Genomic DNA, 12,850 nt, shown 5'->3' on the forward strand with positions numbered 1-12,850 from the left:
ATTTAACGTATTAAGTGGATTGTATGKGGCAAGCCCCAGTAAGTCAACCTATTGAGCTGGACTTTGTTATGGCTTGTTCTGTTCCAACCGTTTTATTTCCTCCTCAATCCTACCCGTGTCGATTCGCTCGAACAATAGCTCCAAACCTTCGATTTGACGGTTAGCAGGAACGAAGATCAACTGCCATTCGGGTTGGCCGAGCCCGAAAAATTCTCTGATTTTGTCACATGAGAATGGAATGAAAGGCTGTAATAATTGAGCTAGATTAGCTATCATCTGAACGCATGCATGCAGCGTATGACCACAAGCTTCGCGATTCTCATGCCATAAGACCCAAGGCTTATAATCATCAAAAAATTTGTTTGATAACCTCACATATTGAAAAATGAGCTCTAACGCTTCCTTAAGCTGTCCGGCTTCGATCAATGCGCCTGCTTTTTCATATAACGTATGCAGCTCATTCGTTTGGATAAGGGTTAATCCCCCTTCGGGAACTCGGCCATCAAACGACTTTACTATAAAAGCTAAATTGCGATTGACGAAATTACCGAATGCGCCAAGCAACTCTCCGTTATGGCTATGAATGAACTCCCTCCACGAGAAGTCCGTATCCCTCTTCTCCGGGCCATTCGCGATAAGAAAATACCGGATTGAATCAGGATGATAACGGCTTAATACATCCGGCAGCCATACCGCCCAATTATTGCTCGTGGAGAACTTCTTCCCCTCTAAGGTCATATATTCGCTAGAAAGGATACGGTCAGGCAGATGAAGTCCCCTTAAACCMAGGAGCAGCGCAGGCCATATCACCGTATGGAATGGAATATTGTCCTTCCCGTGAACATAATAAGCCGTTATGTGCRCATGGTCCTTCGTCCAAAACGTTTCCCAATTACCGCCCGTATTCGCAGCCCATTGTTTACTAGCCGACAAGTATCCGCTGACCGCTTCAATCCATACGTAAATCTTTTTACCTTCGAATCCTTCCACCGGTACGTCGACGCCCCATGTCAGATCGCGAGTTACTGCCCTATCCCGTAACCCTTCGGTCAAATATCTAGCAGTCATTTGCACGGCATTATCCTTCCAGCCCTTCGCTTGTTCCGCATATTGCTCCAATTCCTTCTGGAATCGGGATAATTCAATGTAAAAATGCTCGGTAGACTTCTCTATCGGAGAATTGCCGCATATTTTGCACTTCTTATCGATCAGATTGGTTGGGTCAAGAAGAGATGAACAATAATCACATTGATCGCCGCGTGCTTGTTTTCCGCAATTCGGACATATTCCTTCCACATAACGATCGGGCAAGAAACGTTTATCTGTCTCGCAATACGTTTGCTGGACGGTCTTTTTGTATAAATAACCATTATCCAACAGTTTCAAGAAGATCTCCTGAACGATGTGATGGTGATTAGCATCATCTGTTCTTGTGTATAAGTCGTACGTGAAACCCATCTGCCGAAAACACTCAACGAACTCGTTGTGATAACGATCTGCTATTTCTCCCGGTGCGACATTCGCCTGGATCGCTTGCACTTCAACAGGCGTACCATGGCAATCGCTGCCCGAGACATACAATACTTGCTCTCCTTTGGCTCTGTAGTACCTAGCGATGACATCGCCTGGTATCAAGCTTGCWACTCTTCCCAAGTGCAACGAACCATTCGCATAAGGCCAAGCTCCTCCAATAAATACTGCTGCCATCGTTTAACTCCTCCTTTTGTTTCAACGCAAAAAAGCTCACATCCCATAAGGGACGAGAGCTGTGCTCACGTGTTACCACCCGGTTTCATTAATGCCTTGCGACACTAACCTTGTCAGGTACGCCGCCATTGGCGGTTATACCCTAGCACGTTAACGGGTGCGGGTTCCGGCGCAGCCTACTTCCGGTTAAGGGTTCGATGCGCAGCTCAGAGACCATATTCTCAAGGATATTCTTTGCCCCTTCTCAGCTGCCGAGGTTCTCTGTATAAAGACGTTGCCTCGATACTCTTTCTCTTCATCGCTTTTGTTCTGAATATTCAAGTTATTATGAATAGTACTGGATATGATTTCCTTTGTCAACGGCTAATTACACCCTAATTCAATCTCGATCAGCCGTTTTCACGGCAACTACCCTCGAAGCCGGCAGAACACCTGCTTTGGCAGTACCGATCAATCGGTTGCTGCCATCCATCTCAACGATAAACTTCAAATTCAGCTTCATCGGCTTCGTAACGCGCTGAGTCCAACTAAGACGATTACCGATTAGAACAGGATCGACGAACGAGACAGCAGCTTCATCGCCTTGCTTCGCTGTTCCGATGATTCCTCCGTCACGGGTAGCTATATGAAACGTAACTGCCAGCTTGCCAACCGGCGTCGCAATCGTTGCTTCCCATACTCCATCGAACAAAGTACCGTCCGTAGAAGCGGCAGCCTGCCGCGGCAGGTCTTCGATTGGAACTTCATCGTCGCCTTGACTATTGTCGACGACTGGATCGAGTCCTTTATTTTCCCATACCGTTCCTCGTCTCTCGAACTCGAACAACATTTCGATGGCATGCGCAATTCGAGGTCCTAACTTACGCTCCACTATGTACAACGAAATGTCTAGGCCGGAAGTGACGCCGCCCCCGGACACCAGATTGCCGTCAACAACGATTCGAGCGTTCACGGGGATTGCGCCTGTCGCCCCAAGCGCGTCCATGCCGTACCTATTCGTTACAGCATAGCGACCTTCCAACATCCCGCTCATTGCAAGCACTAAGGATCCTCCGCATACGGTGACGATCGTTACGTCACTGCGGTCCATTGCTTCCTTTACGAAGCTCGTTAGCTCGGTATTCGCCGCTCTCGCTAGAATAGCCGGGACGGATTGATCCCCTTCTCCAGCCATATTGCCTGATGCCCCAGGTACAACGATAATACCCGCCCTTGAAGGATCAAGCGTTCCGCTAGCTTGAAGCGGCAGCCCGTTCATGCCRCTCTTAACAAGCCTCGGCCCTTCGGCTGTCACCAATTCGACGCTGCAAGCTCCTCCCGAATACATCTCCGCTGCGCAGAAAACCTCGTAAGGCCCGATCGCGTCCATCAAATCGAAACCGTCGAATAAAACGATTTGTACATGCATGCTGCTCAATGTGCGCTCCTCCTTTTTCCATATTGAATGACGACCTCTGCAACTAGGAGATTGGCTATGATAGCTCCATATACCCCCGCTGTATAACTTGTTTCATATTGCATTCCGAAGCCGTCGTTTAATAGCTTAGTTATGAAATGAACGAACAGATTGGTGAAGCAGAACGCATAACTTCGAATCATAAAGCCGCGATGTTGATCCATCCTTTTGCGCCTAACATGCACGATAGCCAATACCGTAATCGTCAACCAGATAATGCTCGTTAAATTGAATCCGATGCTGCTAAGCTTGCCGCCTGTAGAGTAAGGAGCCATATATCCAGCGGTTAAGCTCACGCCTGCTACAAAGAACACAAAGGCATAGCCATTTTTTTTGTGATATTTGCGGTGTTTGTTGTACATGAAGGACGAGAAATTAATCGCCCCGCTGAGCATAGCGAGACAACTAAACCACACATGAATATGCAATACGGTTAGCCATACCGATAGATTAGGCTGCTTCAGTTGGTTGACCTTATGTGCTAAAAACTCCCCCGCATCCGGATTCAATACTAAATTTACGATTGCAACATAGAACACATATATGAGACAAACAATCACAAACACCTTGTATCCTTGCTTTCTCAAACCTTGTGATTCCCCTTTCCGCAATTTTGAGACCGAACCGTACGGTCTCTTTTTTTGATAATCATACTATGAATACCACTCCAACTCACGCACAAAATGTTACAATATAATGAGCCTGTTCAATTTTTCTACGAAAGGACACCTATTATGCGAAAAAGCGATAAAACAAAACTGCATATTATTATGAAATCGGCAGAGTTGTTTAACGATAAAGGTTATGCCGGATCGACTATTCAAGATATTATGGATGCAACCTGCCTTACGAAAGGCGGCATCTACCGCAACTTCGCGAATAAGGATGAGATCGCGCTAGAGGCGTTTGCCTATGCGGGACAAGTGCTGTGGGGGCATTTTGCAGCAGCTATAGAAGGCGCGACAACGGTGATCGACAAGGTCACAGCGATGTGCGACGTATATAGCGATACGGTCAATAATCCGCCAATTAAGGGCGGTTGTCCGTTTCTCAATACAGCTGTTGAAAGCGACCATTCCTTCCCCATTCTTCGGGAAAAGGCTACCCAGGCATTCGATCAGATGATGTCGTTCATACAAGGATTACTGCAGCAAGGCATTGATAATGGCGAATTCCGCAGCGATTTGCAAACGGAGTCGATGGCCTCATTCATATTCACGGCAATCGAGGGCGGAATCATGGCAAGCAGACTGACGCGCGACAATAAACATGTTGCTTTCGCTAAAGACAATATACGAACTCTGCTTCACAGCTACCTTGTAATTGTTTGATATTCATTAAAGGGGCTGTCTCAAAAGTATAAAGGCTCGCTTGATGAAACAGTTCACTTGATGAAAAAATAGGTGAAAATAAGAAAATGGCGGTGCTGGGGAGTTTATCCCTGCACCGCCATTTCTGGTTTTTGGTCTATTGCCGCCTTCTTAAGCAGATTGTGGGCGAGTGAAAGCCACCCGACCTCCAGGCTTACTTTCGGCAGGCCTCGAAGCAGAAAACGCCGGAATCCCCGGTTGTTCTTCAGTTGTCCAAATACGCTTTCCGGTTCAATCATCCTTCGAACCGACAGCGCATACCCCTCTTCGCTCATGAGTTTCTCACGAGCTTGTTTCTTGTAACGAAGATACTTCAGGCTCACACTGATTTCCCGATTCCCTTTGGCTTTTGTACAAGCTTCTTTGAGCGGGCAGCCTTCGCAGTTTTCGCTTCGGTAGTGGCGCTTTCGTAATTCATATCCGCTTTCTGTCGTTTCCTTACTTTCATAGCGAAATAGCAGGCTACGCCCAGCAGCACACGTCCATTTGTCTTCGGCTTCGTCAAACTGCCAGTTATCCAACTTGCTGATATCTTCCTGCCACTTCTTCGATTTTTCCTTGTGGTACGTGCTGTACTTCACCACGGCATCTAGTTGTTCGTTTTCCAAGTATGCATAATTTTCTTCCCCGCCATACCCTGCGTCCGCGATGACTGTTTTCGGTATCTTTCCAAGAGCTGCTTTGACCTTCTCTAAGTGGGGCTTGAGGCAACGTGTGTCTGTCGGGCGTTGGTGCAAACTATATCCGATAATGAACTGGTTTTCCGTTCCGATCTGCACATTGTAGCCAGGTTTGAGTTGACCATTACGCATGTGATCTTCTTTCATTCGCATGAAGGTAGCGTCGGTATCGGTCTTGCTGAAGCTGTTCCGATCTCCGAGAACCTTCTGCTGGGATTCGTATTTTTGCAGGCGGGGGAGGAGGTCTTTGCGGATTGTCCGAACGGCTTTCTTGATCGGCTTATCCTTTGGTTTTTCTTGTAGTTGTGCCTCTAACCGTTTGACGGCCTCTTCCAGCTTTTCGCCGGTGATCTGTGCGGTCTCGCCGAGTTCCGAAAGATCCCGTCCGTGATGTTCTTGCTCTTCCTGGCGTTCGGACTCTTCGATGGCGGCGAACAAAGTCTGGACTTTCTCCTGCAGCTTCGCCTTCTGTTTCACCACGGCTTTGCCCCAGACAAACGTATAGCGGTTGGCGTTAGCTTCGATCTTAGTGCCGTCGACAAAGTAGTGTTCAAGCCGCACGTATTTCTCCTCAGCCAAAAACTGCAGAACGGCGGTGAATACGGTCTCGAGCACCATCTTTATTCGTTCAGAACGGAAGCGGTTGATTGTACGGAAGTCCGGCTGTTGTCTGCCTGCAATCCACATGAACATGACGTTTTCGCGGACCGCTTTAGCGATTTGCCGAGACGAGTAGATCCGCTGGGCGTAGGCATAAACAATAACTTTGGTGAGCATTTTGGGGTGGTAGCTATCTCGGCCGCCACCAGGGTATGCAGAGGCGAAGATGCTGTCGCTGAGTCGGTTCACAGCGGCATTTACAATACGTACGAGGTGATTTTGAGGAATGTCATCTTCCAAATCCATTGGCAGGGTCAGTTGGTCCATGGTATATTGAATGTACAAAGAAATCGCTCCTTTTGGAATGGTTGGGTGGTACCTCCATTTTACCAAAATGCGATTTCTTTTTGTTTATCTAGAGCAAAAAAAAGGCTGTCTCTCAGGTCTTTCATGACCTTTTGGGACAGCCTCTTTATTTCTACATTTTTCTCCTCTCGCGTTGTCCATGATGAATTGAAATCGTTCCTCGTTCATAGAAATGGTAAGTAGAAAAGCACGAACGGACGGTCAGAGTGTGACGCCATTACGCTAGGATCGAGATCTGAAGCAGTTAGAAAGGATGTGAAACGATGGAACCATGTCCCTTCCAAGGTCCAGGCAAGCAAAATCCAGTGAACGTCGGGGGGTACGACAACTTCCGGGAATCCGACACCCCCGCGGATGCCGGTTATTGGATAGGCTCGGGAGAGTCGATCGTATACGATGCAGCGCTTAATAGAGGCGTTGGCGGCAACATCGCATTCAATAACCTGCTCCGTATTTCCAAAGGAGCGGTATTGGATAGCTCGGAAGAGTGCGATTGTACGGCTACTGTCACACTTGACATCGAAGGACATCCTGCCGCCTTTCAATATTTTCCGCCGCATTCCTTGGATGTCATCTTCGTGCTGGATGTCACTTCAAGCATGATGTCTGCCGCCAGCAYGAAATTCGTGCAAGCTAAGCGAGCGATGATTAATACCATTAATCAAATGTGGGCAGCCAATCGCGATACGACAATTACAATCATACCTTACGGGCGCGACGCTTTCCGTCCCAATCCTAGCCCGTCAACCGGACTAAGCTACGAATACGAAGGCACCTTATTTACTTGGAGGAGGAGCTCGGGACCTCCCCCGGGCAGCACCCATTACATCGGTCAAATTCTCGGCTACCGCAACCAATCGTTTGTCTCCGTGACGGAAATGAGCGCATTCCTTACCCAGACGGCACCTTTGGCTGCAAGCGCAGAGCTCAGTCTCTATAACTATTATAATTACTACCAAATCAGATACAGCGACATTTACGATGACGACGGCAATCCGCTTCCAGAYACCGTATTGTCCAGTTACATCACGAATGTCTACACGCCTCAACCTACGGCATACACGAACAATCAAATAAATGCCGTTGCGAGCGGCACGCCGCTAACTCCGATCCAACTAACATACAGCATGGACGAGGACGGCTACGCGAACAATTCGATACTCCAAAATCTTGTTTGGGCAATCCCGTACTCTGAAGACACCAATACGGAGGCCGGACTTCAGGCTTCCTACCAGCTATTCCAAACACCTGGATTCGCACAATCCGACGATATTAACCGGCGAGTCGTCATTCTCATAACGGATGGTCAGGCGAACCGCTCCCTCAACCCAGCCTATCCGGGGGTGTATGCGGCGCCCGGTAATACGGACGCCACCTTCTTTCCTGCCGTGCCGGGCGAGCCATGGAGATATTTTCTTTATTTAGAGCAGACGCTGCCAACGCTGGTGGCTGAAGTCTCGAATCGTTCGGCGACCTTCAATGAAATCATTCTGGCCTCTCAGCGGTCGCAAGCGATATCCTCCAAGCTCACAGACTCAGGCGATGGCAATGTGAAGCTATATGCTTTAGGCATTAACATTGATGCGCAGACACCTGGACCGTATACGAGGCAAAATGTCATCGAACTTATGAAAAGCTGGGTAACCGCCCCTTCCTTCTTCCGTGAAGCCAATACGGATGATCCCGAATCGCAGATTGCTGCCGAGCTTGCCTTTCTCGTACAAGATATTTTGAATTTGTATGCGGGAAGTCTACTCACCGTCTACGACCTCATCAACACGGCTTTATTCGACTACGTGCCGGGCTCAATAGTCATAAGCGGCACGAGAGACGGTTTGAAGCTGAGATCGCCTAATCAGCCCGTTATCATTGACCCCGGCAACCCTGATTATACCGTCTATCCTAAAGCTCCCCTGCTGCCGGATGTAGGCGATAATATTTTCGTAAATGGCGGCTTTGCGCTCAATTTCGGGACATATCCGCTTGGTTTGCTGGCTCAAGACAGTACAACGACCGTTACGTTAAGCTACAAAATTACGTTCAATCGGTTCGCTAATGGTGACCATCTGCACACCAATACGGACGCTCAGACCTCTATTTCTTATACTCTTCCTAACCATTACGAAAGCGCAACGGCCGTGATCGATTATAGCTCAGCACCGCAATCGCTTTTCTTCCAAACGCCGATCGTTGCGTGCAAGTGCGCACCCATAGCGGGAGTAACCATCGACAAATTCGCCGACAGATCCACAGCCAAACCGCTCGATCAAGTCACTTATTTCGTGGTCGTAACGAATACAGGCACTTTAACCTTAACGGACCTTATCGTCAAAGACCCGCTTCTTGGCATTGAGTTCGTAATTAAAGAGCTAGAACCTCTACAGCAATTTACGATGCCCTCCCTATTTACTATACCGGCTGGCACGGCTGAAGGTCCTTTCAAAAACGTCGTATTTTTAACAAGCGCCGCTTTCCCCGATCCCTTAACCGCTACGGCAACGGTATTGATCGAGAGAACGCCGTCCTTGCAGTTCAGCAAAACCGTCAACAAAAACGTTGCTCGTCCAGGCGAGACGGTCATTTTCACTTTAACTGCCGTGAACGATAGCAATGTCGACCTTGTCAATGTGCTCGTTACGGATGAACTGCTAGGCATCCATACAACGATTGAACGAATTGTTGTTGGAGCAACGCTCACATCGGACTTTCCTTACGTCATTCCAGACAATRCAGTTATCGGCTCCACTATATTGAATACGGCAACGACACAAGCTGACTCCTTGCCGCCTATAACGGTTGCGGTGTCCGTTCTCGTTGAAGGCGTACCGCGACTGTCGCTGACGAAAACCGTTGACCAAAGCAGGATTACACCTGGCACAGCCCTTGAGTTTTCTTTTCTTGTTACGAATTCGGGAGATATAACTTTAACGAATATTAAAGTTGCAGACCCCATTATCGGTCTAGATACGACAATCCCCTCATTGATGCCAGGGCAGTCGACGACGATCGTATATCCGTTTCTGATTCCGCTGGAGCTTCCGCCTGATCGGTATACAAACACGGCGACGGCTGTTTCCGATCAGACGGATTCCGTGCGCTCCAGCGCTGAGATTGAAGTGATTGTTACTCCCGGTTTAGGGCTTCGCAAAATTGCCGACCGCCCGACTGTCGTACCCGGAGGTACAATCCAATATGAAATAATGATCGCCAATCTTGGCAATGTTCCGCTTAGTCCGACAAGGCTATCCGATCCATTGCTCGGAATAGACACGAAGATTGAAGCGCTCGCGGTAGGGCAAATCATTACGTTCACCACCTCCTATGCCGTCCCATTGGATGCTAGGATCGGTTCCATCATCGACAATCTGATTACCGCTGAATCTCCCGAAGCAGGTACCGTTCAAGCCGAAGCGATCGTAACCGTCATCGCTTCCGGTCTATTGCTTGCAAAATCCGTGGATCTGTCGTTCGCATTTCCAGGGGACACCGTTATTTATACGATATCCGTCACGAATCCCCTTGGCACAGCGCAAACGAACGTTCATCTGATTGACAACGCGTTAGGTTTGAATGAAATCATTGCCGAGCTCCCAGGAAGCGCCACCATCACTCGGAATATCGCACAGACGATGCCAAACGTAACTACCAGCACGGTCATTCATAATGTTTGCTCCTGCTCGTCGGATCAATCACCGACCCAGTTGGCCGAAGCGGATGTCGTCGTTGAACCGGAGCTTACGGGAACGATTCTGCGCGTCGAGAAAATTCCTAACGGCAATGTGACTACGCCAGGAAGCACGATCATCTATTCCATTTCGGTAACGAATATCGGCAGCTCTTCAGCGACGAACATTATGGTCGTAGACAGCTTGACAGGCACCGTTCAAAATCTGGATGCGCTTGCTCCTGGACAAAGAGAACTGTTTGCCATTTCATATACCGTTCCGGTTGATTCAAACCAAGGAACCGTGATCCGCAACGAGGTTGTCGTCACATCGCCTCAAGCGAATCCGGTTAGCGCCGAGGCAGATGTTCGAATTGCAGTGCCGCATTTCCTTCTGCAGCTCACGAATGTCGTTAATCAACCAGTCGCGCCGCCAGGGACGACCGTCTTCTTCACGATTACGGTCACGAATACTTCCGGCTTTACGCTGCATAACGTGCGCGTGTATGACGATTTAACCGACTTGCAAATATCGTTCGACGAGCTGGCCCCTGGCGAGAGCCGTGTATTCGTCAGACCTTTCCTTATTCCCGCGAATGCCGTTAGCGGAAATCTATATACGGACACGGCAACAGCATTCTCCGATGAGACGCCTTTCGAGCAAGCGCCAGCTTCCGTCATTACGGAGACGATTGCCGATTTCACCATCACAGAAACCGTCGACAGAAAGGTCGTCAAGTCGGAAGAGACGGTCTACTTCACCATTACGGTAACGAATATCGGCAACGTTACGCTTGTAAATTTCGTTTTGACCGCTCCGCTGCTTGAACTTGTATTAAGATCGAGAAAATTTCACGTTGGGAATGTCATACAAATACGAGTGCCGTTCACGACTCCTTTTGTCGAGGATGATCTGCTCATCGTTAGCCCGGCAAGAGGCATAGCAGAAAATGCCGGTCCGAAAGAAGCCGAAGCATCGGTACTTGTCATACCGGAGGATGAGGAATAATGACAAAGACGGCTGCCATCACGGCAGCCGTCTTCCTTTCATACCTATTCATTAAACTCTAACGCCTTGAAAATGTGTCTCCACGCCTCTGCTGATTATGCCGTTATTACCGACTGCCCTTGCAAATACTTGAACGCTGTCGCGAGCTTCCAGCTTCACAAGCCCTGAAGCATCGATCAGATTATCCCCTTGGATGAAATGTTCGCGGTCAGATATTCTAGCGAGTCCGTTCACGCGGATTTCCAAGGTCATTTCAATGTCTATCATCGTGATGACGGAGAGTGCTACACTTGCCACTAGCGAATAAATGCCTGCTTGTTTCGGACGGAACGTCGATGTCGCAGGGTTGTACTCGTTGTTCAGATCGACTTCTTCGACTTGGTATTGCACCTGCGTGAATGGCCCCATGTTTAATTGCTGATCGGCACCTGAAACCGCAATAAAGGCAGATTTACGTCCCCTGAACTTTTTGCCGCCGCACCCTTTGCGAATGACCTGCTTGCTCGTCGTCTTCTTGACGACGATTGTTTTGCAGGCGGGCTTTGACTTCACTGCTCCTTTGAAAGTCATGCCTACTCCTCCTTGAAAGCATAATAGATCTAGCTTTCTATATCATATGGAGATCAGCATTTCATAGAGACGGCATTCGTCTAATTGGTCGTAATATTAATAGAGTCATAGAGTCTGATCCATCGGATATGAACTTACTTGCTCATGTGCTTCATCAGGAGTTCCTTATTAGTTAGCAGATTCGGATCCTTCGGCGAGTAAGATAATGCGATTTCATTGTGCTCATAAGCGAGCGCCAATTGCCCGAGCTTGCCATAGCAATAGACGAGTTGAAGATGCGGAAGCCAAGTCCATGCCGCTAGATTCATACTATATAACCTGCCTTCCGGCATTTCTAAATTTAGCGCTATTTGATACCAGCGAACAGCCTTTTCATAGTGTCCGTTTTCTTGATAAAAATATCCGATACGGCATACGTAATCCGCGCGCGGCTGATCGTACTTGAATGATGCTAGCAACGCCTCTAGTTCCTGTTCCTTTAGACCAAGCTCATGGAAGCAATGTGCCATTCTACCGCAGCATTCCAGCTTTATTACATGGTGACCTGATGAATCCCCAAGAATAGAATCATAGCTTGCGATTGCCTGCTCATAACGGTGATTAGCCATAAGCTCCATCGCATATTGCATCGTTTGCCTGCTATTTAGCTTCGTGCCCTTCTCAAGCAAGGCTTCATAGATAAGCAAGTTCCGATCACTATTCGAATGAACCCGTCCATGACAGACTGCGATATCTGATAATATAACATTACCTTGAACTGCTAATTGCTCATGCACGGGATCATRCCATTTGAATTGCCGAGACCTCTTTACAAGCCGATGTCGCTTAACAACCGTTGTCGGCTGCCCAAGCGGATCGAAATCCAGCCAATAATCCATTATTACGGCATCGACAGCTGAATCCAGCTCTTCCTTAAGCGACTCAAGCTTGATTCGCTCCCTCTCATCCAGCCAGTCGTCCGCATCAAGCCATAATATATAATCTTTTGTTGCGTAACGAAACGATTCATTGCGAGCCGCGCCGAAATCATTAATCCATTCAAAGTGATAAATACGCTTCGTATACTGTGCTGCTATTGCTAGCGTGCCGTCCGTGGAGCCCGTATCCACGATGATGATTTCATCGACCGCGTTGGCAACCGTGCTTAAGCATCTGCCTAACTTCTGCTCCTCGTTACGAACGATCATGCATAAGCTTATCGTAATCAAAACGGCATCTCCTCCAATCGCGTTCTCTTCATTCATGTTATGGAGCCGATACCTGTTATGTCTGTACGTCTGCTTCAGAAAGTTGGGATTTTAATATAAAACATGAATAATTTCCTTCTTACAAGGCATGATGATATAATGAGTTTATTCATACTAGATGAGTCGGCTATAAGCGTGATCATCGGATGAATAACAAAATGAAGCCAATCGAGGAGGAAAA

8 protein-coding genes are annotated in these 12,850 nt (G+C 48.1%); 2 read left to right on the plus strand and 6 right to left on the minus strand.

Translation table 11 applies throughout. From position 1 onward, the window contains the following. Positions 1-66: 66 nt before the first annotated feature. From metG to AB4Z33_RS06060, 3 genes are all read right to left on the minus strand, one after another. Positions 67-1,707 (minus strand): methionine--tRNA ligase, encoded by a 1,641-nt coding sequence (gene metG / locus AB4Z33_RS06050; protein WP_442049053.1) that lies wholly within the window; start codon positions 1,705-1,707, stop codon positions 67-69. Between the two features lie 379 nt (positions 1,708-2,086). Beyond that, positions 2,087-3,115 (minus strand): DJ-1/PfpI family protein, encoded by a 1,029-nt coding sequence (locus AB4Z33_RS06055; RefSeq protein WP_442049143.1) that lies wholly within the window; start codon positions 3,113-3,115, stop codon positions 2,087-2,089. A 5-nt stretch (positions 3,116-3,120) separates the two neighbouring features. After that, positions 3,121-3,750, minus strand: a complete 630-nt coding sequence (locus AB4Z33_RS06060; protein WP_442049054.1) for a DUF2306 domain-containing protein — start codon at positions 3,748-3,750, stop codon at positions 3,121-3,123. Positions 3,751-3,897: 147 nt separating this feature from the next. On the opposite strand from AB4Z33_RS06060, the gene AB4Z33_RS06065 reads away from it, so the two are divergent. Next, entirely contained in the window at positions 3,898-4,494 is a 597-nt protein-coding gene (locus AB4Z33_RS06065) for a TetR/AcrR family transcriptional regulator (RefSeq protein WP_442049055.1), read from the plus strand. 104 nt (positions 4,495-4,598) lie between these two features. Here the strand turns inward: AB4Z33_RS06065 and AB4Z33_RS06070 are convergent, their stop codons facing one another. Further along, positions 4,599-6,158, minus strand: coding sequence for an IS1182 family transposase (locus tag AB4Z33_RS06070; RefSeq protein ID WP_442049056.1), 1,560 nt, complete (start codon positions 6,156-6,158; stop codon positions 4,599-4,601). Positions 6,159-6,442: 284 nt separating this feature from the next. On the opposite strand from AB4Z33_RS06070, the gene AB4Z33_RS06075 reads away from it, so the two are divergent. Further along, complete coding sequence (locus AB4Z33_RS06075) at positions 6,443-10,852, plus strand: DUF7507 domain-containing protein (RefSeq protein ID WP_442049057.1); 4,410 nt, start codon at positions 6,443-6,445, stop codon at positions 10,850-10,852. Between the two features lie 51 nt (positions 10,853-10,903). Here the strand turns inward: AB4Z33_RS06075 and AB4Z33_RS06080 are convergent, their stop codons facing one another. Beyond that, positions 10,904-11,422, minus strand: coding sequence for a hypothetical protein (locus AB4Z33_RS06080; protein WP_442049058.1), 519 nt, complete (start codon positions 11,420-11,422; stop codon positions 10,904-10,906). Between the two features lie 134 nt (positions 11,423-11,556). Continuing rightward, positions 11,557-12,666, minus strand: coding sequence for a glycosyltransferase (locus AB4Z33_RS06085; protein ID WP_442049059.1), 1,110 nt, complete (start codon positions 12,664-12,666; stop codon positions 11,557-11,559). Positions 12,667-12,850 lie beyond the last annotated feature (184 nt).

It is taken from the genome of Paenibacillus sp. 2TAB19, from assembly GCF_052115185.1.
Lineage (GTDB): Bacteria > Bacillota > Bacilli > Paenibacillales > Paenibacillaceae > Pristimantibacillus.